This is a genomic window from Streptomyces sp. NPDC002144 (assembly GCF_053593695.1).
Genome location: NZ_JBSFDB010000011.1, coordinates 220,397 through 246,588, shown reverse-complemented (window position 1 = coordinate 246,588; position 26,192 = coordinate 220,397). Strand labels below are relative to the sequence as shown.

General features: G+C 70.8%; 20 protein-coding genes. 15 read left to right on the top strand and 5 right to left on the bottom strand.

Annotated features, from left to right (window positions below):
- Positions 1–57 precede the first annotated feature (57 nt).
- On the bottom strand, positions 58–1,233 hold the full coding sequence (locus ACWCQ1_RS19315; protein ID WP_451026972.1) for a zinc-dependent alcohol dehydrogenase: 1,176 nt from the start codon (positions 1,231–1,233) through the stop codon (positions 58–60).
- A gap of 28 nt (positions 1,234–1,261) precedes the next feature.
- Positions 1,262–2,167 carry an SRPBCC family protein gene (locus ACWCQ1_RS19310; protein WP_451026971.1) on the bottom strand — a complete coding sequence of 302 codons (906 nt, stop codon included), beginning with the start codon at positions 2,165–2,167 and terminating at the stop codon, positions 1,262–1,264.
- A gap of 266 nt (positions 2,168–2,433) precedes the next feature.
- On the opposite strand from ACWCQ1_RS19310, the gene ACWCQ1_RS19305 reads away from it, so the two are divergent.
- Entirely contained in the window at positions 2,434–3,042 is a 609-nt protein-coding gene (locus ACWCQ1_RS19305) for an alpha/beta hydrolase (protein WP_451026970.1), read from the top strand.
- On the opposite strand, the gene ACWCQ1_RS19300 is transcribed toward ACWCQ1_RS19305, so the two are convergent.
- Entirely contained in the window at positions 3,002–3,334 is a 333-nt protein-coding gene (locus tag ACWCQ1_RS19300; RefSeq protein WP_133041005.1) for a hypothetical protein, read from the bottom strand. The genes ACWCQ1_RS19305 and ACWCQ1_RS19300 overlap by 41 nt on opposite strands.
- 115 nt (positions 3,335–3,449) lie before the next feature.
- Here ACWCQ1_RS19300 and ACWCQ1_RS19295 point away from each other — a divergent pair, with 115 nt between their 5' ends.
- From ACWCQ1_RS19295 to ACWCQ1_RS19265, 7 genes are all read left to right on the top strand, one after another.
- Positions 3,450–4,406 carry a hypothetical protein gene (locus tag ACWCQ1_RS19295; RefSeq protein WP_451026969.1) on the top strand — a complete coding sequence of 319 codons (957 nt, stop codon included), beginning with the start codon at positions 3,450–3,452 and terminating at the stop codon, positions 4,404–4,406.
- A 48-nt stretch (positions 4,407–4,454) separates the two neighbouring features.
- On the top strand, positions 4,455–5,216 hold the full coding sequence (locus ACWCQ1_RS19290) for a TIGR03936 family radical SAM-associated protein (protein ID WP_133041007.1): 762 nt from the start codon (positions 4,455–4,457) through the stop codon (positions 5,214–5,216).
- A 271-nt stretch (positions 5,217–5,487) separates the two neighbouring features.
- The gene (locus ACWCQ1_RS19285; protein ID WP_451026968.1) at positions 5,488–9,555 is read left to right on the top strand and encodes an Rne/Rng family ribonuclease; all 4,068 of its coding nucleotides are present in this window, start codon (positions 5,488–5,490) and stop codon (positions 9,553–9,555) included.
- 204 nt (positions 9,556–9,759) lie between these two features.
- On the top strand, positions 9,760–10,827 hold the full coding sequence (locus ACWCQ1_RS19280) for a glucose-1-phosphate thymidylyltransferase (protein ID WP_356768151.1): 1,068 nt from the start codon (positions 9,760–9,762) through the stop codon (positions 10,825–10,827).
- Positions 10,824–11,819, top strand: coding sequence for a dTDP-glucose 4,6-dehydratase (rfbB, locus tag ACWCQ1_RS19275; RefSeq protein ID WP_133041010.1), 996 nt, complete (start codon positions 10,824–10,826; stop codon positions 11,817–11,819). Before ACWCQ1_RS19280 ends, rfbB begins: the two co-directional genes overlap by 4 nt.
- Positions 11,816–12,706: a dTDP-4-dehydrorhamnose reductase gene (gene rfbD / locus ACWCQ1_RS19270; RefSeq protein WP_358593374.1), complete on the top strand. Its 891-nt coding sequence runs from the start codon at positions 11,816–11,818 to the stop codon at positions 12,704–12,706. The genes rfbB and rfbD overlap by 4 nt, the downstream gene beginning before the upstream one ends.
- A 51-nt stretch (positions 12,707–12,757) precedes the next feature.
- Positions 12,758–14,071 (top strand): FG-GAP repeat domain-containing protein, encoded by a 1,314-nt coding sequence (locus ACWCQ1_RS19265; protein WP_451026967.1) that lies wholly within the window; start codon positions 12,758–12,760, stop codon positions 14,069–14,071.
- Positions 14,072–14,123: 52 nt separating this feature from the next.
- On the opposite strand, the gene rfbC is transcribed toward ACWCQ1_RS19265, so the two are convergent.
- Together rfbC and ACWCQ1_RS19255 are read right to left on the bottom strand one after the other, a co-directional pair.
- Positions 14,124–14,717 carry a dTDP-4-dehydrorhamnose 3,5-epimerase gene (gene rfbC, locus ACWCQ1_RS19260; RefSeq protein ID WP_358593376.1) on the bottom strand — a complete coding sequence of 198 codons (594 nt, stop codon included), beginning with the start codon at positions 14,715–14,717 and terminating at the stop codon, positions 14,124–14,126.
- A 49-nt stretch (positions 14,718–14,766) separates the two neighbouring features.
- Positions 14,767–16,797, bottom strand: a complete 2,031-nt coding sequence (locus ACWCQ1_RS19255; RefSeq protein WP_451026966.1) for a glycosyltransferase family 2 protein — start codon at positions 16,795–16,797, stop codon at positions 14,767–14,769.
- A 347-nt stretch (positions 16,798–17,144) separates the two neighbouring features.
- Here ACWCQ1_RS19255 and rplU point away from each other — a divergent pair, with 347 nt between their 5' ends.
- From rplU to proB, 7 genes are all read left to right on the top strand, one after another.
- The gene (rplU, locus tag ACWCQ1_RS19250) at positions 17,145–17,465 is read left to right on the top strand and encodes a 50S ribosomal protein L21 (protein ID WP_004931419.1); all 321 of its coding nucleotides are present in this window, start codon (positions 17,145–17,147) and stop codon (positions 17,463–17,465) included.
- Positions 17,466–17,479: 14 nt separating this feature from the next.
- Positions 17,480–17,734, top strand: a complete 255-nt coding sequence (gene rpmA / locus ACWCQ1_RS19245; protein WP_023550764.1) for a 50S ribosomal protein L27 — start codon at positions 17,480–17,482, stop codon at positions 17,732–17,734.
- A gap of 134 nt (positions 17,735–17,868) precedes the next feature.
- Positions 17,869–19,290, top strand: coding sequence for a GTPase ObgE (gene obgE, locus ACWCQ1_RS19240; RefSeq protein WP_133041015.1), 1,422 nt, complete (start codon positions 17,869–17,871; stop codon positions 19,288–19,290).
- A gap of 499 nt (positions 19,291–19,789) precedes the next feature.
- Entirely contained in the window at positions 19,790–21,286 is a 1,497-nt protein-coding gene (locus ACWCQ1_RS19235; protein WP_451026965.1) for a D-ribitol-5-phosphate cytidylyltransferase, read from the top strand.
- 136 nt (positions 21,287–21,422) lie between these two features.
- Positions 21,423–23,522 (top strand): hypothetical protein, encoded by a 2,100-nt coding sequence (locus tag ACWCQ1_RS19230; protein WP_165954707.1) that lies wholly within the window; start codon positions 21,423–21,425, stop codon positions 23,520–23,522.
- A 151-nt stretch (positions 23,523–23,673) separates the two neighbouring features.
- A complete protein-coding gene (locus tag ACWCQ1_RS19225; RefSeq protein WP_358593378.1) occupies positions 23,674–24,918 on the top strand; it encodes a glycosyltransferase family 2 protein in 1,245 nt (414 codons plus the stop codon).
- Between the two features lie 141 nt (positions 24,919–25,059).
- Positions 25,060–26,166 carry a glutamate 5-kinase gene (proB, locus tag ACWCQ1_RS19220; RefSeq protein ID WP_358593680.1) on the top strand — a complete coding sequence of 369 codons (1,107 nt, stop codon included), beginning with the start codon at positions 25,060–25,062 and terminating at the stop codon, positions 26,164–26,166.
- Positions 26,167–26,192 lie beyond the last annotated feature (26 nt).

The window sequence follows — 26,192 nt, the reverse complement described above, 5'->3', positions numbered from 1 at the left end:
CGGTCAAGAACGCGGGGCCCGCGCCCGCTTCGGGTGGGCACACGCACTGAGGTGCTCTCAGGGCTTGAGGACGACCTTTTCGCAGTGGTCCTGCTTGTTCTTGAAGAGGTCGTAGCCGGTCGGTGCCTCGGTGAGGGGGAGCCGGTGGGTGATGATCCGGGTGGGGTCGATCTTGCCCTGCTCGATCAGGCCCAGCAGGGGCTTCATGTACTTCTGGACGTGGCACTGTCCGGTGCGCAGGGTGAGGGACCTGTTCATCCAGGCACCCGCCGGGAACTTGTCGATCAGGCCGCCGTAGACGCCGATGACTGATACGACTCCGCCGCTGCGGCAGGACATGATGGCCTGGCGCAGGGCGTGTGGCCGGTCGGTCTCGGAGCGGACCGCCTGCTTGGCGCGGTCGTAGAGGTGGACGTGGGAGGCACCGTGCGTGGCCTCCAGGCCGACCGCGTCGATGCACTTGTCGGGGCCCCGGCCGCCGGTGAGTTCGAGCAGGGCGGACCGTACGTCGGTGTCCTCGAAGTTGATGGTGGTGTAGCCCTGGGCGGCGGCCATGTCGAGCCGGTAGGGCTCCTTGTCGATCGCGATGACCTTCTCCGCGCCCAGGACCCGGGCGCTGTCCATGGCGAACTGCCCGACCGGACCGGCGCCCCAGACGGCGACGACGTCACCTTCCTGGATGTCGCACATGTCGGCGCCCATGTATCCGGTCGGCAGGATGTCGGACAGGAACAGCACCTGCTCGTCGGTGAGGTCCGACTCGATCTTGAGGGCGTTGGTGTCGGCGAGCACCACGCGGGCGTACTCGGCCTGGCCGCCGGCGAAGCCGCCGGTGAGGTGGGAGTAGCCGTAGATGCCGGCGGTGGGGTGGCCGAAGAACTTCTCCGAGATGCCGGCGTTGGGGTTGGTGTTCTCGCAGCACGAGTACAGCTCCGCGCGGCAGGACGCGCAGGCGCCGCAGGCGATGGGGAAGGGCACGACGACCCGGTCCCCGACGCGCAGTTTGCCGTCGCTGATGCCGGGGCCGACCTCGATGACCTCTCCCATGAACTCGTGGCCCATGATGTCGCCCTTTTGCATGGTGGGGACGTAGCCGTCGAGCAGATGAAGGTCGGAGCCGCAGATCGCCGTCGAGGTGATCTTCACGATGGCGTCGCGGCTGTTGAGGATCGCCGGGTCCGGGACCTCTTGCACCTCGACCGAGTTGCGTCCGGTCCAGCAGTTAGCCTTCATGCCAGGGCCTCCTTCAGTTCGTCCTCGGTCAGCGGTCGGGCCGGGTGCTGCGGGAACTCGCCGCGGGCCCGCTTCCCGCCGGGTGCGCCCTCGGAGCGGACGACCTCCCCGGTCTCCACGATCTGTTGAAGCGGCGCAGGTCGTCGTCCAGTTGCTGGTGCGGTTCCTCGCCGAAGTAGCGTGCCGCGGCCTTGCCCAGTGCTCCGCCGGGCAGGTCGTAGCGCAGGGTCACCCGGATCTCCGTGCCCTGGCCGCCGGGGGCGGGCTCGAAGCGGACCTCGCCGGAGTTGTCGATGTCGGCACCGTCCACCGACCGCCAGGCGATCAGCCGGCCGGGGATGTCGTGGGTGGTCTCGGCGTCCCATTCCACCGCCTTGCCGAACGGCGCGCTGGCCCGCCAGTGACTGGTGCGCGGGCCGCTGACGCGTACCTCGTCCAGGTGTGCCATGAAGTCCGGCAGTCGCTCCAGGTCCCTCCAGAGGGCATGGACCTCGTCCGGAGGCTGGGTGACGGTGGTGGCCGCGGTCAGTTCCATGGGGGCGCTCCTACGGGTGCGGGTCACGGCCGCGTAGACGTCCGTGGCGGTGATGGCGGTGACCGCGGCGGTCGCGGCCACGGTGCGGCCCAGGCCGCGACCGTCGTGGTTCTTCAGGGCCCGGGTCAGCATCGTCAGGTCCATGAGGTCGCCGCCGACGCGGGCCCAGAGCCAGACGGGATGCGGCCGCCCCAGCAGGCCGGTCGCCGCGGCCAGCTCACGCAGCCCGACGGCGGTCGTGGCCGAGCGGTGCCGGAAGGCGTCGTCCACGCCCAGGGCCCGGGCGAAGCCGGCCGGGGCGGCGACCTGGGGCACGCCCAGGAGCGCACTGGCCCAGCCGAGGCCACGCACGAGCGGATCGTGTCGTAGGCGGGGGGTGGAGCGGTTGTCTGTCGTCATGCGTGCTCCCCACGGGGGGTGAGGTGAAGGAGTGAAGGGAAGGCGGATTTGCTCGGGTGAGAAGGTGACGGGCGTATGGCGGTCCACGCCGGGGTTTCCGCCTGGCCCGCGTTCAATCCTCAGCTCGTGCCATCTCAACTGGGTCCACACCGCGAACTGGGGCGACTGTGAGTACCGCCCTCACCTGACGCAGGCAGAGCCTCGTGCTTGCGCTTGATCGGTGGCATGCGCCGAGTCGGGAGACAGGCCGCCAGTAGCCTGCGGGGATGTCTGATTCATCGTCCTTCGGTGTGCCCACTCGTTACGCCTGCGCTTCCGACCGGGTCGCGGTCGTCGTTCCGGGGGTTGGTTACTCGCCGGCAAGGCCACTGCTGCACTTCGCCCGGGCAGCGCTGCTGAGGCACGGGTGGACGGTTCAGGAGGTGTGGTGGCGGATTCCCGGGGATTTCTCGGAGTTCAGCGCCGAGGAGCGGGTCGCGTGGGTGGAGGGGCAGGTCGCCGGGGCTGTCGAGGCGGAGGGAGGGGCGTGTGGGCTTCTCGTCGGGAAGTCGCTGGGCTCGCTCGGAACCGGTGTCGCGGCTGAGCGGAGTCTTCCGGCGGTCTGGCTCACGCCCCTTTTGACGCTCGAGCATGTGGTGCGTTCCCTTCGGCGGACTCAGGCGCGGACGCTCCTCGTCGGGGGAACCGCGGACAGGATGTGGGACTCGGAGGTCGCCGGCGGCTTGGGGCATGAAGTGCTGGAAGTGCCCTCGGCGGATCACTCGCTGGAGGTCGGTGGCGATGTCGTGGGGTCCGTGGAGGTGTTGCGGCAGGTCGTCGAGCGGCTCGATCGGTTCATCGGATCGCTCGGGGCTCCGGTAGCGCCTCCACGGTGAGGGTGTCGTGGGCGACGTCCGTGGCGCACCGGACCGTGACCACGACGGTGTGCGTCTCGCCCGGGTGGTCGAGGCGCCCGGAGACCGTCACCTTGTGTCCGTCCACCCGCACCAGCAGGGCCGATGCGGTGGGGGCGGTCGCGCTGACGGTGTGTCGGGGGCCGGCGGGCCACACGCTCACGGAGGACGTGAAGTCGTCCCCCGCCGTGACCTCGATCCGGGCCGGAGTGAGGATCATGAAACCCTTGGGGTGCCATGACCCGGTGTCAGGGGTTTCGCCGATGCTGGTCATGGTGTGAGCGTGCGCTCGTGGCGGGTCGGCCGGCAGGTGCCGACAGGCCCCGGGATGGGGTCCTTCGGCGGTCCGCATCTGCATCCATGGCGTCGCCGTCGGCGTCTGGACAGGTATGGATCTGGAGAAGCGGGCGTCGCAGCCTCGGGAACCCGAAGGGTGTCTCGTGGTGGCGCTTCGGGTGCCGGTGCGGATCGTCGTGTTCGTGCTGGTCGTGCCCGTGCGGATGGTGTGGGACGCGCTCGTCGTCGCCGGAAGGTTTCTGCGGGACACCGTGCTGCGGCCGGTCGGGCGGGTGCTGGCGTGGATCGGGCGGGTTCTGTTCGTGTGGCCGTTCGTGGGGCTGTGGCGGTATGTCGTCGTGCCGGCCGGGCGGGTGCTCGGGTGGCTCGGGAACGTGATCGTCGTGGTGCCCGTGGTGTGGCTCGGTCAGTACGTGGTGGTCCCCGTCGGGCGGGCTGTGCGGGACGCGCTGGTGTGGGTGTACGTGCGCGTGCTGCTGCCGGTGCTGGTGCCGCTGGGACGGGCGCTCGTGTGGTGTGCGGCCGGGATCGTGCGAGGCCTGGGCCTGGTGCTTTCGGCTGTCGGGACCGTTCTGTACTGGGTCGGCCGGGTGCTGGTCGTGCTGCCCGCCCTCGCGCTGTGGCGCTGGGTGCTCGCTCCCGTGGGCCGGGTCCTCGCCGTCGTCGGGCGTGAGGTGGGGGACGCGCTGGGGCATGCCTGGAGGGTCGCTGGGCGCGTCTCGCTCGCCGTGGGGCGTGCGCTCGGGACCCTCTTCCGGTGGATCTTCGTGGAGCCCGTGCGCTGGTTCTGGCGGACCGTGCTCACACCCGTCGGACAGGTCGTACGGGACGTCGTGCTGCGGCCCGTCGCCGCCGTCGCCCGCGGTGTGGGACGGGTGGCGCGCGAAGCGCTGGCCTCGGCCCGCGAGTCGGTACGGCAGGCCCGGGCCGACGTCCGGCGGATGCTGTTCGGTAAGCCCGCGCGAGTCCCCTCCGTGGACCGGCGGGAACCTCTGGGCGCCGAGACACGTACTCTAGGTAGCAGTACGACCGCTCTCACGAAGGACTGAACGACACTGGGCAAGCGACAGCCCGAAGGCCCGCCGCCCGCACCCGCGGTGCAGCGCATCCGACTGCGCTACACCAAGCGCGGCCGCCTCCGGTTCACCAGCCACCGTGACTTCCAGCGCGCCTTCGAGCGTGCGTTGCGCCGTGCCGAGGTGCCGATGGCGTACTCGGCGGGGTTCACGCCGCATCCGAAGGTGTCGTACGCCAATGCCGCACCCACCGGCACGGGCAGTGAGGCGGAGTATCTGGAGATCGCCCTCACCGAGGCGCGGGACCCGGAGAAGCTCAGGGTCCTGCTCGACGAGTCGCTGCCCGCCGGGCTCGACGTCGTCGACGCCGTCGAGGCGCGGACCTCCGGTCTCGCCGACCGGCTGACCGCTTCCGTATGGGAGCTCAGGCTGGACGGCGTACGGCCCGAGGAGGCCGAGCGGGCCGTCACCGCCTTCAACGCCGCCGGGGCCGTCGAGGTCCAGCGGACGACGAAGAACGGTGTGCGGACCTTCGACGCCCGCTCCGCGGTCGTACACCTCGAAACACATAGTGATCCGGCTGATAGGCCGACCGACCAGCCCTGTGCGATACTGCGGCTGGTTGTTCGGCACGTGACGCCTGCCGTACGACCCGACGACGTCCTGTCCGGTCTCCGCGCCGTGGCCGACCTGGCGCCGCCGGTCCCCGCAGCGGTGACCAGGCTGGCGCAGGGGCTGCTCGATGAAGAGACCGGCACGGTGACCGACCCGCTCGCGCCCGACCGCGAGGCGGCGACGGCCCTGGTGGCCGATTCCGCTGCCGCCGCGAAGGCGCCGGCGTAAGGAAGGTCCCGCGAAGGACGGACGTCGTAGCGCCGCCCTCGTACTCGGGAGCCACCTGGGTCGGGCAGCGCACTGACCAGAAGACTTTCGCCAGGCCGTACCCAACAGGGTGTACGGAACCGGCGAGACAGGACACAGAGAGCTCCCGTGCGGCGCTCGCGCCCCGGACGGCGGCACCGCGCACAGCGCGAGCCGCGGACGTCAACGGCGATCGAGTCATCGACGCCGGACCAGGCGCGGCGCCCGGGAGCCTGACGGGAGACAAGCCCGCATGCTCGAACCGACCGAACCCACCGAGGGTTCCGAAGAACTGAACACTCCCAGCGACACCCTGCCGCCGCGCCGCCGGCGCCGTGCCGCTTCACGCCCCGCGGGACCGCCGGTCGCGGCCGCCGGGGCGCCGGAGGAGATCACCACGCCGGCCATACCGGCCGCCGGCGCCGATGACCTCGTGGCCGAAGAGGTCTCCGTGACCGAAGAGGTCAAGGAGGACGAAGAGGCCGCTGAGGTGGTCGAGGCGGCGGAGACCGCTGAGACTTCCGGCACAGATGTGACCGCAGAGGAGCCCGAGGCTCCCGCGCGTACGCGCCGCCGTGCGACCCGCCGGGCCTCCGCGCCCGCCGGGGCCCCCGCGTCGGCCGAGGCCGCCGAGGTCGCCGAGACCGTGGTGCCCGCCGCTCCGGCGCCCGCTTCACAGAAGGCCACGGCCCCTGCCGCCGAGCAGTCCGAGGCCGTCGCGTCCGACGAGGACGCCGCCCCGCCGCGCACGCGCCGCCGTGCCACGCGCCGCGTGTCCGCGCCCGCCGCGGCTCCGACGTCCGCGGAGACGGCCGAGACCGCGGTGCCGGCGGCTTCCGCCGAGGGCGCCGGGGAGGCCGCCGCTGTCGCGCAGGAGAGCGAGCCCGTCGAGGCGCCGGCCGTCGCCGAGGTCGCCGAGACGCCCGCGGAGGACACGGCTCCGCGCCGTACCCGCCGCCGGGCCACCCGCCGCGTGGCCGCGCCTGTCGCCGACACGTCCGTTGCCGGTGGTACGGACGCCGAGACGTCCGCAGCCGCCGAGAACGCGGAAAGCCCGGTCAGCGCGGACACCGCCGGTCAGGGCACCGGAGGCGCCGCCGCCCCCGAGGCCGTCGCTGCTCCCGAGGCATCCGCCTCGCGTACCCCCGAAGCCCCGGTCGCCCAGGGCGACGACGACGCCTCCCCGCGCCGTGCCCGGCGTCGGGTGGTCCGGCGGGCCGCCGTTGGGTTCTCCGAGCCTGCCCGGTCGGGCGAGGCCGGGGAGGACGAGGGGCCGCGGAGGCCCGCTCGGCCCGCCGTGGCCGTCTTCCAGGCGCCGGTGTTCACCGAGCCGCAGTTCCAGACCCCGCAGCGGGCGGCAGCTGCCGCTGCCGCGGAGGCCGCCGAGGTCGTCGACGAGGTCGAGGAGCTTCCCGAGGAGCAGCCCGAGGAGCAGCCCGCCGGTACGCGCCGTCGGCGTCGCCGTCGGGGTGAGACCGCCGAGGTCGAGACGCCGGCCGTCGTCGAGGACGACGAGACGGAGGAGGCCGAGGAGTCGGCCGAGGGCGCCGCTGACGGTGAGGACGAGGCCGAGGAGACCGGGTCGCGGCGCCGCCGTCGGCGCGGTGGCCGTCGTCGCCGTCGCGGCGATTCCGCCGAGGCCGGGGGCGAGGACGAGTCGGAGGAGTCCGACGAGCTCGCCGCCGAGCAGGCCGCGCAGGACGCCGAGGACACCGCCGAGCAGGAGGAAGAGGACGACGACGAGGCCCACGACGAGGCCGGCGGGTCCAGCTCCAGCAGCCGCCGTCGCCGTCGTCGCCGCCGTCGCGCCGGTGACTCCTCCGTCGACACCGAGCCCGGCGAGGGCGACCCCGAGCGCACCGTCGTCAAGGTCCGCGAGCCCCGTAAGCCCTCGGAGCCGTCCGACGAGGTGCAGTCGATCAAGGGGTCGACCCGTCTCGAGGCCAAGAAGCAGCGGCGCCGCGAAGGGCGTGAGCAGGGGCGCCGACGCGTCCCGATCATCACCGAGGCCGAGTTCCTGGCCCGCCGTGAGGCCGTCGAGCGGGTGATGGTCGTCCGGCAGAGCGGTGAGCGCACGCAGATCGGCGTCCTGGAGGACGGCGTGCTCGTCGAGCACTACGTCAACAAGGAGCAGTCGACCTCGTACGTCGGCAACGTGTACCTGGGCAAGGTGCAGAACGTGCTGCCGTCGATGGAGGCCGCCTTCATCGACATCGGCAAGGGCCGCAACGCGGTGCTCTACGCCGGTGAGGTCAACTTCGAGGCGCTGGGCATGGCCAACGGGCCGCGCCGCATCGAGTCCGCCCTGAAGTCCGGGCAGTCCGTGCTCGTCCAGGTCACCAAGGACCCGATCGGGCACAAGGGCGCGCGTCTGACCAGCCAGGTCTCCCTCCCGGGCCGCTACCTCGTGTACGTCCCCGAGGGCTCGATGACCGGCATCAGCCGCAAGCTGCCCGACACCGAGCGCGCACGGCTGAAGACCATCCTCAAGAAGATCGTCCCCGAGGACGCGGGCGTCATCGTGCGCACCGCCGCCGAGGGCGCGAGCGAGGACGAGCTGCGCCGTGACGTCGAGCGGCTGCAGGCGCAGTGGGAGGAGATCCAGAAGAAGTCGAAGAACGGCAACGCCCCGACGCTGCTGTACGGCGAGCCGGACATGACCGTCCGGGTCGTGCGGGACATCTTCAACGAGGACTTCTCCAAGGTCATCGTCAGCGGTGACGAGGCCTGGCAGACCGTCCACGGCTATGTGTCCCATGTGGCGCCGGATCTCGCCGAGCGGCTGCAGAAGTGGACCAGCGAGGTCGACGTCTTCGCCACCTACCGGATCGACGAGCAGCTCGCCAAGGCGCTGGACCGCAAGGTCTGGCTGCCCAGCGGCGGTTCGCTGGTGATCGACCGGACCGAGGCGATGGTCGTCATCGACGTCAACACCGGCAAGTTCACCGGTCAGGGCGGCAACCTCGAGGAGACGGTCACCAGGAACAACCTGGAGGCGGCCGAGGAGATCGTCCGCCAGCTGCGGCTGCGCGACCTCGGCGGCATCATCGTGATCGACTTCATCGACATGGTGCTGGAGTCCAACCGGGACCTGGTGCTGCGGCGCCTGCTGGAGTGCCTGGGCCGGGACCGTACGAAGCACCAGGTCGCGGAGGTGACCTCGCTGGGCCTCGTGCAGATGACCCGCAAGCGGGTCGGGCAGGGGCTGCTGGAGTCCTTCTCCGAGACCTGCGTCCACTGCAACGGCCGCGGTGTCATCGTCCACATGGAGCAGCCGTCCTCCGCCGGTGGCGGCGGCAAACGCAAGAAGCGCGGGCGGGGTGGTGACGGGCACGAGCAGGAGCACGTGCACGAGACCGCCGCGGTGGTCGTGGAGAGCGGCGAGGCCGTCGAGCCGGAGATCGAGACCGCGGCGGAGATCGCCGCCGAGGCCGCCGAGCCGGTCGCGCTGCCCGCGCCGGTCTTCGAGCCGGACGAGGAGCTGTACAGCAGCGTCGCCGAGGCGGAGGCCGCGGTGTCCCGTGGTGGCCGCACCCGGCGCCGGTCGAGCCGGCGGGCTTCGGCTCCGGCGGGCGCGCCGCAGGGTCGGACCCGCCCGGAGACGGAGCGGTCCGACGCGGCCGACGGCAGGGGCGCCGGACGCTCCGACGCCGTCAAGGCCGCGTCCGACACCGAGGTGGCCGACGTGCCCACCGCCCAGGCCGTGCCGGCCGAGGTGGAGGCCGAGCGGCCCGTGCAGCCGGAGACGGCCACCGAGGCGCAGGCCCGGCCCGTCGCCGCGGAGGACCCGGTGGTCGGCGGCGAGCCGGCCGAGGAGGCAGCGCCCAAGGGCCGTACCCGCCGTCGCGCCACCCGCAAGGTGTCGGCGCCCGCCGGTTCGCCGGCCGGGGCCGAGGCGGCGGTGGTGACCGTCAGCGAGACCGTGGCCGCACCCGCGGCCGAGGCTCCCGCGGCTGCCGAACAGGAGGCCGAGGTGCCCGCCGAGAGTGCCGCTCCGGCCCGTCCGCGCCGCCGTGCGGTGCGCAAGGAGACCGCGCCCACCGCGCCCGAGGAGACGGCCGTCGTGGTGGTCCCGTCGGCCACGGAGGCCCCGGCCGCCGGGGAAGGCGCCGAGGACACGGCTCCGGCCAGGAAGACGGCCCGTAAGACGGCCAAGAAGGCCACCGCGAAGAAGGCCGCCACCAAGAAGACGGTGGCCAAGAAGACGGCTGCGAAGAAGACCGCCGCCAAGAAGACGACCGCCAAGAAGGCGGCGAAGAAGACGGCGGCCGCCGAACAGCAGCCGGTGTCGTCCGTCTCCACGGCGGCGGACGAGGGCTGACAGCCACGCCTGCCGACAACGCGATCCGCCCCCGGTCCGACGACCGGGGGCGGATCGCGTTCGTGCGGCCTCAGACGCCCCGGTCGGTACCCACGGTGAACCGGAGGCGTGCAGGCAAGGTTATGATGCTACTCAAAGTTAACCGTAAATTCAGACAAGTTGGGACTTTCGTCCCGGCGAAGATGCAGTGATGGGGACCAATACGTGAAGGCTCTCGTGCTCTCCGGGGGAGCGGGTACCCGTCTCCGTCCGATCACCCACACCTCGGCCAAGCAGCTGGTGCCCGTCGCCAACAAGCCGGTGCTGTTCTACGGCCTCGAGGCCATCGCCGAGGCCGGCGTCCGCGAGGTCGGCATCGTCGTCGGCGACACCGCGGACGAGATCCGCGAGGCGGTGGGGGACGGCTCCCGGTTCGGGATCGAGGTCACCTACATCCCCCAGGAAGCACCGCTGGGCCTCGCGCACGCCGTGCTCATCGCCCAGGACTTCCTCGGCGACGACGACTTCGTCATGTACCTCGGCGACAACTTCATCGTCGGCGGCATCACCGGCCTGGTGGAGGAGTTCCGCGCCGAGCGGCCCGACGCCCAGATCCTGCTGACCCAGGTGCCCAACCCCACCTCCTTCGGTGTCGCCGAGCTCGACGCCGACGGCCGGGTCGTGGGCCTGGAGGAGAAGCCGAAGGTGCCCAAGAGCGATCTGGCGCTCGTCGGCGTCTACCTCTTCACCCCGGCCATCCACGAGGCCGTCCGCTCCATCGAGCCCTCCTGGCGCGGCGAGCTGGAGATCACCCACGCCATCCAGTGGCTGATCGACGACAAGCGCGACGTCCGCTCCACCACGATCTCGGGCTACTGGAAGGACACCGGCAACGTCACCGACATGCTGGAGGTCAACCGCTCGGTCCTGGAGACCGTGGAGCCGGTGACCGAGGGCACGGTGAGCGACGACAGCGAGATCATCGGCCGGGTGCGCATCGAGGCCGGCGCGCGCGTCAGCGGCAGCCGGATCGTGGGCCCCGTCATCGTCGGCGCCGGTACGGTGGTGGAGAACGCGTACATCGGCCCCTTCACCTCCGTGTCCGAGGACTGCCGGATCGAGGACAGCGAAATCGAGTACTCCATTGTGCTGCGCGGCTCGTCCGTGACCGGCGTGCGCCGGGTGGAGGCCTCGCTCATCGGGCGGGACGTCGAGGTGACGCCCGCTCCCCGTAACCCTTCGGCCCACCGGCTCGTGCTCGGTGATCACAGCAAGGTGCAGATCTCTTCATGACATCCCCCGCCACCCGGATCCTGGTGACCGGCGGTGCCGGTTTCATCGGCTCGCACTACGTCCGTACGCTGCTCGGCCCCGAGGGCCCCGGTGACGTCGCGATCACCGTGCTGGACAAGCTGACGTACGCGGGCAACCCGGCCAACCTCGACGAGGTGCGCGAGCACCCCGGCTTCTCCTTCGTGCAGGGCGACATCTGCGACGTCGAGCTCGTCGGCAAGCTGATGGCCGAGCACGACCAGGTGGTGCACTTCGCCGCCGAGTCGCACGTGGACCGCTCCATCGACGGCGGCGCGGAGTTCGTCCGCACGAACGTGGTCGGCACCCACACGCTGATCGACGCCGCGCACCGGGCCGGGATCAAGACCTTCGTGCACATCTCCACCGACGAGGTCTACGGCTCCATCGACGAGGGCTCCTGGCCCGAGACGCACCCGCTGCAGCCCAACTCGCCCTATTCCTCGGCGAAGGCCTCCAGCGACCTGATCGCGCTGTCGTACCACCGCACCCACGGCCTGGACGTGCGCGTGACCCGCTGCTCCAACAACTACGGGCACCACCACTTCCCCGAGAAGGTCATCCCGCTGTTCGTGACCAACCTCCTCGACGGCAAGAAGGTCCCGCTGTACGGCGACGGCGGCAACGTCCGCGACTGGCTGCACATCGACGACCACGTCCAGGGCATCGAGCTGGTGCGCACCAAGGGCCGTCCCGGTGAGGTCTACAACATCGGCGGCGGCACCGAGCTGTCCAACCGCGAGCTGACCGAGCTGCTGCTGAAGGCGTGCGGCGCGGACTGGGACACCAGCGTCGAGTACGTCCAGGACCGCAAGGGCCACGACCGCCGCTACTCCGTCGACTGCACCAAGATCCGTGAGGAGCTCGGCTACGAGCCCCGCAAGAGCTTCGAGCAGGGCCTCGCGGAGACCGTGCAGTGGTACCGCGACAACCGCGCCTGGTGGGAGCCGCTGAAGGAGCGGGCGGCCCTGTGAGCGGCGACCGCACCTGGCTGGTCACGGGCGCGGGCGGGATGCTGGGCCAGGACGTCCTGGCCCGGCTGGCCGAGGCCGAGGAGACGGCCGTCGCGCTGGACCGCGCCGCCCTGGACCTCACCGACGCCGACGCCGTCATCCGGGCGCTCGAGGAGCACCGGCCCGCCGTCGTCGTCAACTGCGCGGCCTGGACCGCCGTCGACGACGCCGAGACCCGTGAGGACGAGGCGCTGCGGATCAACGGCGACGGCCCCCGCCACCTCGCCGAGGCCTGCGCCCGCACCGGGGCCGTGCTGCTGCACGTCTCCACGGACTACGTCTTCGCCGGCGACGCCGACGAGCCGTACGCCGAGGACGCCCCCACCGCCCCGCGCAGCGCCTACGGCCGCACCAAGCTGGCCGGCGAGCAGGCCGTGCTGAAAAGCCTGCCGGAGCGCGGCTACGTGGTCCGCACCGCCTGGCTCTACGGCGCCGGAGGCCCCAATTTCGTCCGTACGATGATCAAGCTGGAGGGCGTCAAGGACACCCTCGACGTCGTCGACGACCAGCGCGGACAGCCCACCTGGAGCGCCGATCTCGCCGGGCTGCTGTACGAGCTGGGCCGCGCCGCCCTGGCCGGCGGCGCGCCGGCCGGTGTCTACCACGGCACCAGCTCCGGCGAGACGACGTGGTTCGGGTTCACCCGGGCCATCTTCGAGCGGCTCGGCGCGGACCCCGAGCGGGTCCGTCCGACCACCAGCGAGGCCTTCGTACGCCCGGCTCCCCGGCCGGCCTACAGCGTGCTGGGCCACGACCGGTGGGCCGCGGCCGGGATCACGCCGATCCGTGACTGGCGGGAGGCGCTGACCGAGGCGTTCCCCGCGCTGCTCAAGGCCGAGCGGGGCTGACCCACGCCGTTCCTGTGCAACCTCGCACGGCCGTCGGCGGTCCGAGGTTGCATGAAAAGAGCGCTTGGCGCGGTTGCCGTTCTGCTTCTCCTGCTGTCCGCCTGCGATTCCGGCGGCCCGGCTGAGGGACGAGCACGTCATCCGGGGGTCCGGTCCGACTTCGACGGCGACGGGTACGGCGATCTCGTCGTCGGCGACACGACCGCGACCGTGCACGGGAAGTACGCCGCCGGTTACGCGGCCGTCCTGCGCGGTTCGGCCCACGGCCCCCGGATCAAGAAGCCCCAGGTCGTCACCCAGGACGACCTGGGCTTCGGCAAGGCGGGCGAGGGCGGCGCCTTCGGCAGCGCGGGCACCACCGTGACCGCCGACCTCGACGGTGACGGCAGGGCCGACCTCGTCACCCAGGCGGGCCGTAAGACGCTCTTCGTCGTCTGGGGGAGCGACAAGGGGCCGTCCGGTGCGGCGGCGGCCCGGCTGACGGGATCGCGGCCGCTCGCGGGCGATGTCGACGGCGACGGACACACCGACCTGGTCGTCGGCGGGGCCGAACTCGACGACAACACCGTACGGATCCTGCTGGGCCCGTTCAGCCGCGAGGGCACACCGCGCCGGACCGTCTCCCTCGACCTGACGCCGCCGAGCGATTCCCACTACGCCGTCGGGGTGCCCGCCGCCCTCGGGGACGTCACGGGCGACGGCAAGGACGACCTGCTGGTCAGCTGGTCCATCCTCGCGGACTACGCGCCCGTCGCCCGCGCCACCGTCCTGTACCGGGGGGCGGCCGGCGGAAAGCTGGTCCGGGGACCCCGGCTGCCGGACGGCTTCTACGGTTCGTCCCTGCGGACCGCGGACCTGAACCACGACGGTCACGACGACGTCGTGGCCGGCCTGCCCTGCGAAATGCTCGGCGACACGATGGTTCCGGAAGGGGGAAGCCGGCTGTCCGTCCTGTACGGCGGGACGCTGAAGACGTCACGCATCACCGAGAACACCGCGGGCCTGCCGGTCGGCGGCCCTTTCATGCCCTGCACGTTCGGCGCCGCACCGGCGGTCGGCGACGTGGACGGCGACGGATACGCCGACGTGGTGTTCTCGACCCGGCCCCGGACCGGCCCGGAGGAACTCATCGTGCTCAGAGGGAGCGCCGAGGGGCTGACCACCGAGGGGGCGCGAGCTGTGCCCGGAAGTTCGGCGGTGCTCCAGTACACCTACGGGGACAAGCGGGCCAACCTCGTGGTCGCGGACCAGGGGCAGATCCGGGTGTGGCGCGGCGGATCCCAGTTGCTCGCGTTCCCCGTGTCCGGCCTGGATCTCGGGCCGGGTATCAAGGGCGGGCACGGCGGCGCCTGGCCGCTCGGCTGACACGCGCAGGGGGCCTCGCGGACGGATCCGCGAGGCCCCCTCGGTGACCGGCTCAGCCGCGCAGCTGCGCGTAATAGGCCTGGCAGTCCGCGTACGACGGCAGCAGGCCCTCCGCCTCCGCCTCGGCCAGGGTCGGCGCCGCGGCGTCCTTGTCGGACAGGACGGGCGTCAGACCGGACGGCCATTCGATGCCGAGCTCCGCGTCGAGCGGGTGGATGCCGTGCTCGCGCTGCGGGGCGTACCCCTCGGAGCACAGGTAGACGACCGTCGCGTCGTCGGTCAGCGCCATGAAGGCGTGCCCGAGCCCCTCGGAGAGGTAGACCGAGTGGTGGTCCACGTCGTCCAGACGCACCGCTTCCCACTGCTTGTACGTCGGTGAGCCGACGCGGATGTCGACGATGACGTCCAGCACGGCGCCGCGAACGCACTTCACGTACTTCGCCTGGCTGGGCGGCACGTCCGCGAAGTGGATGCCGCGCAGCGTGCCGCGGCTGGAGACCGAGCAGTTGGCCTGGGCCAGGTTCAGCGGATGGCCCAGGGCCTTCTCGAACTCGCCCCCCTTGAACCACTCGTGGAAGCTCCCGCGGGCGTCCGGAAAGATCTTCGGTTCGAGTATCCAGGCGCCGGCGATGCCGAGCTCCCGCATGGTGATCACATCCTCTTGCTTGTTCGCCGGGTCGAGACCGTGACGCCGGTCAGCCGACCAGCTTCTTCGCCAGTCCCCGGAGCTTCTTGCGGGCCGGCGAGGGCAGCCGGCGGACGACGGGGCCGCCGACGGCGCTCAGCCTGCGGCGGACGTTCTCCTTGCGCCGCCTGGCCAGCGCCGTGCGCACGAGCGCGGGGTCCACGACGGGCAGATCGCTGCTGATCTGCACCTTGCCGTTGCCGCGGACCGTCACCTCGCACAGCTCGAGCGCCTCGTTCTTCTCCCCGTCCAGCTTCGCCGAGAGCTTCCACTCCCCGGCGGGGACGCCCGCCGCCCGCTCGGGCAGCACGATGTGCCCGCGCTCCGCGACCGGACGGACCTCGCCGGGCAGCGTGTAGGAGCGGCCGCCGTCGGAGGTCAGGACCAGGTCGGTCTGGTACGGGGCGGTCACCCCGCGGGTGAACAGGTCGAGCCGGAGCTCCGGCCGCTCGCCGGGCATCCGCTGCACGGGGCGGTTCTCCAGGTACGTGGCCAGCCTCTTGCTGCGGCGGTCCACGTCGAGGGTGAGGTTGCCGTGCGGGTCGGTGAAGTACGGGATGACCGCGCGGGAGGGGGAGCCGAGGAGCGCCGGGAGGCAGTCCTGGTCGACGTGGGGCGCGCGGTCGGCGCCGAGGCGGGCCTTGCGGACCACGCCGAGGCCGCGGACCGGCACCCAGATGTCCCAGAAGCCGCGGGAGACCGGACCGCGGCCCTTGACGCCCTGGGGGCTGACCTGGCCGGTGCCGCGCAGCACGACCTCGCACACACCGTCGCCCAGGTCCTGCACCGCGGCCGTGTACTTCGCGGCGCACGGCCACTCGACCGCGGTCTCCCGGTTGCGCAGCGACATCTCGGCCTTGAAGCCGTCCAACTCGTCGGTGACGTCGACCAGTTCGCCCTCCCCCAGGTAGCCCTCGGTGAGGTCGGGGTGCAGGAGGAGCCGGTCGTCGCGGCGCAGCAGCCGCAGCGGCTCGGCGTCGTCGCCGACGACCAGGCGGGCGCTGACGGTGACGGCGAACTTGCCGTCGCTCTGCCAGGCGACGTCCTCCAGGCGGGCCACGCCCTTGATGGAGCTCATCAGCTTGGCGAAGCGCACCAGGCCCTGCCGGTCGTCGCGGCGCAGCAGGGTGGAGCGGACGCGGGCGAGCGCCCCGAGCCCGTTGTGCACACCGTCGGTCATGTAGGTCTCGGCCAGCGGCTTCACGGCGTCGACCATCTCGTCGAGATAGGCCTCGTCGTACTTCAGGACGCTGGGCTCGCTCAGCCGGCCGAGCATCTCCACCCGGTAGAAGCGCCGCAGCAGCAGGTCGCGGAAGTCGCCGGGCTCGGTGTTGGCGACGACGACGTCGAGGACCTCGCGGAGGTTGCCGTAGTAGCCGGAGGGGACGATGCGGGCCGAGCCGGCGTTGTTGCCGTCGTCACGCTTCGAGTAGTAGTAGCAGGTGTAGCTGCCGAGGATGGAGACGACCTTCGCGGGGAAGTAGGCCTCCATCATGTACAGCTGGTCCTCGAGGCGCCGCTTGCCCTCGGGGTAGGCGATCTTGTTCTCGCGCAGGAACTCCGTGCGGAACATCTTGTGCGGGGTGAGGCTGTCGTACAGCGGGGCGTTGTGGATGGTGCACTTCTCGCGGTCCACGCGGAAGACACCGTGCGGGACGCCGCGGAAGTTGCTGGCCACCTTGCCGATGACGATGTCCGAGCCGTTGCGGTGGCCCATCTCGTAGAGCCGGCGCAGGGCGTCGGAGGCGAGGTAGTCGTCCTGGTCGAGGAACTGGACGTACTCGCCCTTCGCCTCGCCCACACCGATGTTCCTGGGCTTACCGGGCCAGCCGGAGTTCGGGATGCTTATGACCCGGAAGTGCGGGTGCTCCTTCGCGAGGGCCTCGAGCTTCTCCGGGGTGTCGTCGGTCGAGCCGTCGTTCACGAACAGGACTTCGAACTCGTCGGCGGGCAGGGTCTGCCGCACCAGTGAGTCGATGCAGGGCTGGATGTACTTTCCCGGGTTGTACACCGGAATGATGACGCTCACCTTGATCGACATCTGCTGTACCTGTCTCCTGTCCGGAAGCCCTGCGTAGTGTGGCCACGGTGTGTACGGCCGGTGGCCTGTGGGTGTATGTCTGGGGTCACAGCGTAACGGCAGCCGATCCGGGTAGACGCGGCGGCTTCCGGCGCCCCGGACCGCCGTCCTCCCGCCCTGTCCGGACCTGGTTTGACCGTCTCAGGCGCGTCCCCGTACTCTTGACCGTCGGCGTGTCTGTGGACAAGGCCACGCCACATCCCCGTAAACCTCTTCCTCTGTAGCACAGAGTGCCGCGGAGAGGCTGCCCGCGTGCCGGACGGCTGGACTGCGGGGGTGCCGTTCCCGAGCGAGAGAGTGAGATCCGCGTGTACGCCATCGTGCGCAGCGGTGGCCGCCAGCACAAGGTTGCTGTCGGTGACATCGTTGAGGTTGACAAGATTTCCACTGCCAAGGTTGGCGACACGGTCGAGCTCTCGACCCTGCTCGTTGTCGACGGCGACGCCGTGACCAGCGACCCGTGGGTGCTGGCCGGCATCAAGGTCCAGGCCGAGGTCGTGGACCATCACAAGGGCCAGAAGATCGACATTCTGCGCTACAAGAACAAGACGGGTTACCGCCGTCGCCAGGGCCACCGCCAGCAGTACACGGCGATCAAGGTCACTGAGATCCCCGCGGCTGCGAAGTAAGGGACTGAGGAGAGATGGCACACAAGAAGGGCGCATCGTCCACCCGGAACGGTCGCGACTCGAACGCCCAGCGGCTCGGCGTGAAGCGCTTCGGCGGTCAGGTCGTCAACGCGGGTGAGATCCTGGTCCGCCAGCGCGGCACCCACTTCCACCCCGGCGCCGGCGTCGGCCGTGGCGGCGACGACACGCTGTTCGCGCTGCAGGCCGGTGCGGTGGAGTTCGGTACCCACCGTGGCCGCAAGGTCGTGAACATCGTTCCGGTCGCCTGAGCCAGGCTTGGACGCCCAGGCTTAGACACAGACCGAACGCTTCGCGAGGCGGACCTCACTTCCCGTGCGGGAAGGCGGGTCCGCCTTTCGCGTGTTACGTAAGAGACATCCCCGTTCTCCTGGAGGCACCCCCCATGACCACCTTCGTGGACCGCGTCGAGCTGCACGTCGCCGCGGGTAACGGAGGCCACGGCTGTGCCTCCGTCCACCGTGAGAAGTTCAAGCCGCTCGGCGGACCCGACGGCGGCAACGGCGGACGCGGCGGCGATGTGATCCTCACCGTCGACCAGTCCGTCACCACGCTGCTCGAATACCACCACTCCCCGCACCGCAAGGCCACCAACGGCAAGCCCGGCGAGGGCGGCAACCGCTCCGGCAAGGACGGCCAGGACCTGGTGCTGCCCGTCCCGGACGGCACCGTCGTCCTCGACAAGGCGGGCAACGTCCTCGCCGACCTGGTCGGCCACGGCACCTCGTACGTCGCCGCCCAGGGCGGCCGCGGCGGGCTCGGCAACGCGGCGCTGGCGTCGGCCAGGCGCAAGGCGCCGGGGTTCGCGCTGCTCGGTGAGCCGGGGGATCTGCAGGACGTCGTCCTGGAGCTGAAGACGGTCGCGGACGTGGCGCTGGTCGGCTACCCGAGCGCGGGCAAGTCCTCGCTGATCTCGGTGCTCAGCGCGGCCAAGCCGAAGATCGCGGACTACCCCTTCACCACGCTGGTCCCCAACCTCGGTGTGGTCACGGCCGGTTCGACCGTCTATACCATCGCGGACGTGCCGGGACTGATCCCCGGAGCCAGCCAGGGCAAGGGCCTGGGCCTCGAGTTCCTGCGGCACGTCGAGCGGTGCAGCGTGCTCGTGCACGTCCTGGACACCGCGACCCTGGAGTCCGACCGTGACCCCGTCTCCGACCTCGACGTCATCGAGGAGGAGCTGAAGCAGTACGGCGGGCTCGACCGGCGGCCGCGGATCGTCGTCCTCAACAAGATCGACGTACCGGACGGCAAGGACCTCGCGGAGATGGTGCGGCCGGATCTGGAGGCCCGCGGATACCGGGTCTTCGAGGTGTCCGCGGTCGCCCATCTCGGCCTGCGGGAGCTGTCGTTCGCGCTCGCGGACCTGGTGGCGAAGGCCCGGGCGGCGAAGCCCAAGGAGGAGGCGACGCGCATCGTCATCCGCCCGAAGGCCGTCGACGACACCGGCTTCACCGTCACCCGCGAGGACGAGGGACTGTTCCGGGTGCGCGGCGAGAAGCCCGAACGCTGGGTGCGGCAGACCGACTTCAACAACGACGAGGCCGTGGGCTACCTCGCGGACCGGCTCAACCGGCTCGGTGTCGAGGAGGAGTTGATGAAGGCCGGGGCCCGCGCGGGCGACGGCGTCGCCATCGGCCCCGAGGACAACGCGGTCGTCTTCGACTGGGAGCCGTCGATGACCGCCGGGGCGGAGATGCTGGGCCGGCGCGGCGAGGACCACCGCTTCGAGGCGCCGCGACCTGCGGCCCAGCGCCGCCGGGACCGCGATGCGGAGCGGGAGTACGACGACTTCGAGCCGTTCTGAGCGGAGATCGTGTGACCGGGGGCCTGGGACGCACCGTGTCCCAGGCCTCGTCCGCGTCCCGGTCGACTGCTGCACATCGGCCCGCACAAGACCGGCACCGCCGATCGGTCCCTCATCCTCGCCGAGACCGAAATGCTGCGGAATCTTGACAAGGAATTCCGCGGCAATGGCCTCCCGGACGAGCTGTATTCCAGACTCGTACGAAACGGCGCGGTGACGCGTATGAAGAATTCGTGCAGGCCCACCCCGCTCGGTCGAGGCCCGCGCCGAGGATCGGCGCCGAGATGGCGGCCCGGATCACCTGCATGGACGTACGGGTCCTGTGCCGTTACTCACAGCAATTCCGCGGGCGCTCTCGGCGGGGTTCCGGCGGTCACCAGCAGTGCAAGGTGAATGCCAGGTAGCGCGTACATATGCAGTGAACGGCGCTCACCTTGCACAGCGGTAACCGCAAGTGGGACCATTTCCCCGTTCCCTGTCGCCCCAAGGTAGGTCCTCTGTGTCCCAGCACATAGCCAAGCCCCGTACCACCGCAGTGATCCTGGCCGGTGGTACCGGCCAGCGGGTGGGTCTGTCGATCCCCAAGCAGCTGCTGAAGATCGCCGGCAAGGCAGTCATCGAGCACACCCTGACCACCTTCGAGAAGGCGGACTCGATCGACGACATCATCGTGCTGATGGCGCCGGGCTACGTGCCCGACGTCGAGAAGATCGTCGCCAAGGCCGGGTTCACCAAGGTCAAGAAGATCATCGAGGGCGGTTCCACGCGGAACGGGACCACCGAGCGCGCCATCGAGGCCCTCGGCGAGGGTCTGGCGCAGGGCGAGGACCTCAACGTCCTCTTCCACGACGCCGTACGCCCCCTGCTGTCGCAGCGCGTCATCGACGACTGCGTGGTGGCCCTGGAGCGCTACGAGGCCGTCGACGTGGCCATCCCGTCCGCGGACACCATCATCGTGACCCGCACCCACGGCCAGGACGGCGAGTTCATCACGGAGATTCCGGACCGCTCCCGGCTGCGCCGCGGCCAGACCCCGCAGGCCTTCAAGCTCTCCACGATCCGCCGCGCCTACGAGGTCGCCGCCGGCGACCCCAACTTCCAGGCCACGGACGACTGCTCCGTCGTACTCAAGTACCTGCCGGACGTGCCCATCCACGTCGTCGCGGGCGACGAGTACAACATGAAGGTCACCCAGCCGGTCGACGTCTTCATCGCCGACAAGCTCTTCCAGCTCGCCTCCACGGCGGCCCCCGAGCAGAACGGCGACGAGGCGTACCGCGAGCTGCTCACCGGCAAGACCGTCGTCGTCTTCGGCGGCTCCTACGGCATCGGCAAGGACATCTCCGAACTCGCCGAGTCCTACGGCGCCCGTGTGTACGCGCTGGGCCGCTCCACCACCGGCACCCACGTGGAGAACCCGGAGGAGGTCGACGACGCGCTGTCCAAGGCGTACGCGGAGACCGGCCGGATCGACTACGTCGTCAACACCGCCGGTGTGCTGCGCATCGGCAAGCTCGCCGAGACCGACAACGCGACCATCGAGGAGGCGCTGAAGGTCAACTACCTGGCGCCGGTACAGATCGCACGTTCGAGCTACAAGTACCTCGCCGAGACCAAGGGCCAGCTGCTGCTGTACACCTCCAGCAGCTACACCCGCGGCCGCGCCGAGTACAGCCTGTACTCCTCGACCAAGGCCGCGATGGTGAACCTCACCCAGGCCCTGTCCGACGAGTGGGCCGGCGACGGCGTCCGCGTCAACTGCATCAACCCGGAGCGCACCGCCACGCCGATGCGCACCAAGGCCTTCGGCCAGGAGCCCGCGGGCTCGCTGCTGTCCTCCGAGGCGGTGGCGCGCACCTCGCTGGACGTGCTGCTTTCCGAGCTCACCGGCCATGTCATCGACGTACGCCAGCAGGACCCGACGGCGGGTGCCGCCGAGGCGACCGGCTTCGACCAGGCGCTGGCCGCGGTGTTGGACCGTCAGGACGGCGTGTAATAATCGATCACAATTAGCCTTCCGTTATTCAGGCCTCTGCTTTCCGGCGTTAATGCAGTGCATTGACCGGGCGTTCGCAGGGGCCTGAATCCGTAAAGAACAAAACCGGCACTTCCCCTCCCAGAGCAGGTTTTACGTGATATCCACCGCTATTCGCGTCGCCCGGGTGGGCAGCGCGGCCGAGCTGGCCGCGGCGGTCCTCCTGATGCTGGGCTTCCCGGCGATCATGGTGGCCGCGCTCATCCCGAGCGTCTACGCCTTCGCGGCAGCGGCCGCCGTGACATACCTGGCCGACCACTACCTGCACCGCAAGGGCAGCTATCTGATCAACCGGCTGAGCAAGGTGCGAGCCGGTCTCTCGATCCGCTTCCTGATCCGGGAGCTGCTGCTGATCCTGCTGCTGGCCCGGCTGGACCTCGCGAACAACCTGATCTACTACGGCGCGATCGGCTGCTTCATCGCGTTCTACGGCCTCCAGGCCCCGCACGGCGCCGTGGTCACGCTGATCCGCAACCGCCGCCGGATGCCGGTCGCCACCCGCAACGTCGACCTGAAGTCGCGGATCAACATCCCGGACGCGCCGCCGCTGGGCCTGCTCGACCGGTCGGCCGAGAAGATGCTCCACCTCGACCTCGCGGCCGTCGTCGGCATACTGATCTCCGCCGAGGCGGGCTCCTCCGTGGCCGGCTTCATCGGCATCGGCCTCACCCTCGGCCTGGGCAGCCTGTACGTCCTGGCGCTCCTGCCGTACGTCCGCGGCCACAAGATCCCGCCGAACGCCGACAAGGTGCTGGCCGCCGTCGACGACTGGCTGCGCGCGTACAAGCCGGAGACGGTGCTGTACTTCTCCGGTTCCAAGGACTCCGCCTACCAGGTCAACATGTGGCTGGAGACCATGGAGCAGCTGGACTCCCGGCCGCTGATCATCCTGCGCGAGCGGGTCATCCTGCAGAACCTCGCCCCCACCACGGTCCCCGTCATCTGCGTGCCCGGAGGGGTGCACCTGATGAACATGGACCTGTCCACGGTGCGCGTCGCGCTGTACGCCGCGAACGTCGGCAAGAACATCCACCTGCTGCGCGTGCCCACCATGAAGCACGTCTTCATCGGCCACGGCGACAGCGACAAGCTGGCCAGCGTCAACCCGTTCAGCAAGGCCTACGACGAGGTGTGGACCGCCGGCCGCGCGGGCCGCGACCGCTACGCCATCGCCGACGTCGGCGTCCGCGACGAGGACATCGTCGAGGTCGGCCGCCCGCAGCTCGCGCCGATCCGGGGCTGGGAGGGCGTGCCGGAGGGCCGCATCCCGACCGTGCTCTACGCTCCGACCTGGGAAGGCTGGGACGGCGACCCGGGCAACACCTCGATCATGCTCGCCGGCGAGAACATCGTGAAGAAGCTGGTCAAGGCCGACCCGCCGGTGCGCGTCCTGTACAAGCCGCACCCCTTCACGGGCACGGTCCTGCCGAAGGCCGCCGCCGCCCACCGGCGCATCGTCGCCCTGGTGGAGAAGGCCGCCGCCGAGCGCGCCGCCGACTCCCGCTTCACCGCAGACACGGCCGGGCAGGAGAAGGCGAAGGCCGACCTCGTCCGCATCGAGGCCCGGATCGCCGAGCTGGTCGGCGCCGGCGGCGACAAGGCCGACGAGGCCGAGGCCACCCGGGACGGCGTCGTCGACGTCGCCCGGTACGAGGAGGTCGCCCGGCTGCGCGGCGAGTGGAACGAGGCCTACTGGCGCTCGTTCCCGGCGTGGGAGCACCGCGTCATCGAGGGCGCCGAGCCGCGCCTGTTCGACTGCTTCAACGTCTCCGACGCGATGGTCTCCGACATCTCCTCCGTCGTCTCCGACTTCATCGCGAGCGGCAAGCCGTACGCGGTCACCGACTCCGCCGAGCTGGGGGTGGAGGAGTTCAAGCGGCAGAACACCGCCGTGCGCGCCGCGGTGATCCTCTCCAACAAGGCCGCCGAGATGGGCGAGCTGCTGGCCGCCGTACGCGATCCGAAGGCGGACCCGCTGGCCGAGGACCGCAAGGAACTCAAGCAGTACCTCCTCGGCCCGGACGAGCCCACCTCCATCGAGCAGTTCAACACCGCGGTCAAGGAGCTGGCCCTCAAGGCCGACACCCGCAACCTCGGCCAGGAGTCCCGTGCCTCCGCGGCCGGAACCCCCGGCGCCGACGAACTCTCGGACGCGCTGTCCGCCCCACAGCCGGCCCCGCAGCCGCCGACCGTGTGAAACAGGTGAGAAGGGCCCGGTTTTCTGAGGAGTGATCCTCGAAAACCGGGCCCTTCTTACGTATGTCCAGGCAACCGCCCCGAGCGGCCGTCCGTCTAGAAGATGACGAACGAGCCGACTGAGGGGGAACTTCCTGTGACAAGGGGGAAACGTGACCGTGGCGCAGCCTGATGTGAGCGTCGTCATCGGGGCCTACGAGGCGATGCCCTACCTGGTCGAGTGCCTCGCGTCCGTCGAGGCCCAGACCATCGGGGCTGAGCGGATCGAGGTCATCGCGGTCGACGACGGCTCGACGGACGGGACGGGGGACTACCTGGAGCGGTTCGCCGAGCGGGCGGCCATGCCGGTCACCGTGATCCGCCAGCAGAACTCCGGCGGCCCCAGCGGCCCGCGCAACGTCGGGCTCGGCAAGGCCGCCGGGCGGTACGTGTTCTTCCTTGACGCCGACGACCGGCTCGGACCCGAGGCGCTCGAGCGGATGGTCGCGGCGGCCGACCGCAACGGCACGGATGTGGTCCTCGGCAGGATCGAGGGCATCAATCGCTCGGCGCCGCGGATCGCCTGGGAGACCCTGGAGCGCACCGACGTCTTCTCCTCCAGCATCAAGTTCACCCTGAGCGCGCAGAAACTCTTCCGCCGCGCGCTTCTCGAACGGCACGGGATGCGCTTCGACGAGTCGCTGTGGACCGGCGAGGACGCGCTGTTCACCATGGAGGCGTATCTGCGGGCCGACGGCGTCTCCGTGGTCGGCGACCACACCTGCTACTACCTGGTGGGCCGCGACGACGGCAAACACGTGACGAAGACCGGGAGTTACACCCTGCGCTTCGACTCCGCGCGCGCCCTGATGAACCTGATCGCCGAGTTCGTGCCCGCGGGGGAGCGGCGTGACGCGCTCATGGTGCGGCCCTTCCTGATCACGCTGCTGCCGCAGTTCGGGCCGAAGTTCCTCACGGACAGCGAGCAGGTCCGCGGGCACAAGTTCGAACTGGCCGAACCGCTGATGAAGGAGTTCTGGACCAGCACGGTCGCCGGGCGCCTCAAGGTCGAGGAGCGAATACGGCTGCACCTCGTCGCCGAGCAGCAGCCCGAACTCCTCGCCGGGTTCCTGGAGTTCCTGAAGGCGAAGAAGCAGCCGGAGGCGGTCCTCGAACGCAGGGGCCACCACGTCTACTTCGCCTACCCCTACTTCCGCGAGGCCTCGCTCGGCATCCCCGACTCCCTCTACCGCGCCGCCCCCCGCGAGGCCCGGGCCGTACCCGGCTACCGGGAACACACCGCGGCCTCCCTCCTGCGCCGGGCGGTGGGCAAGGCCCGCCGCGCGATGAGCCCCCGGCCCACCCCGGCCGAAACCCCCCGAACCACGACGCCGGGCGGCACGGCGGCGGCGGCCTGACGCCGGTCGTCCTCGCCGCGTGGCATCTGTCCGGGGACTGGACCGGCGCGCGGCGTGCGGCCCCCTTCGCGTAGATTGCGTGGCGGGGAGACCCGAGTGCGCGAGGGGACGGACAAGCAGGTGGCAGGGGTAAGGCAGGGCGTGGCTCAGGCCCGCAGGATCGTGGTCAAGGTGGGCTCCTCGTCGCTGACCACCGCCTCCGGCGGCCTGGACGCCGACCGGGTCGACGCGCTCGTCGACGTCCTGGCCAAGAGCCGCAGCGGGGGAGAGAAGGAGATCGTCCTGGTCTCCTCCGGTGCCATCGCCGCCGGCCTCGCCCCCCTCGGCCTGCGCCGCCGCCCCCGCGACCTGGCCCGCCAGCAGGCCGCCGCCAGCGTCGGCCAGGGCCTTCTGGTGGCCCGCTACACCGCCTCCTTCGCCCGCTACGGCGTCCGCGTCGGCCAGGTCCTGCTGACCAGCGACGACATGAGCCGCCGTGCCCACCACCGCAACGCCTCCCGCACCCTCGACAAGCTCCTCGCGATGGGCGCGTTCCCGGTCGTCAACGAGAACGACACCGTCGCCACCGACGAGATCCGCTTCGGCGACAACGACCGTCTCGCGGCCCTGGTGGCGCACCTCGTCCACGCCGACCTGCTGGTCCTGCTCTCCGACGTCGACGGCGTCTACGACGGCGACCCGGGCAGACCCGGCACCTCGCGGATAGCTCAGGTGCGGGGCCCCGAGGACCTCGCGGGAGTGGAGATCGGCAGCGCGGGCAAGGCCGGCGTCGGCACCGGCGGCATGGTCACCAAGATCGAGGCGGCCGGGATCGCCGCCGCGGCCGGCATCCCCGTGGTCCTCACCAGTGCCGTGCACGCCGCAGAGGCGCTGTCCGGCGGGGACACCGGGACCTACTTCCACATCACCGGCAAGCGCTCCGCGGACCGTCTGCTGTGGCTCCAGCACGCCTCCACCCCGCAGGGCTCGCTCACCCTGGACGACGGCGCCGTACGGGCGGTCGTCGAGCGCCGCAAGTCGCTGCTGCCGGCCGGAATCGCCGCCGTCGAGGGGGAGTTCGTCGCCGGGGACCCGGTGGAGCTGCGCGACGCCCAGGGACGCGCGGTGGCCCGCGGGCTCGTCAACTTCGACGCCAAGGAGATCCCCCAGCTGCTCGGCCGCTCCACCCGGGAGCTCGCCCGCGAACTGGGCGCCGCGTACGAGCGCGAGGTCGTACACAGGGACGATCTGGTGCTCCTGCACCCGTAATTGGACCGAATCGTCCTCCCCCGGTG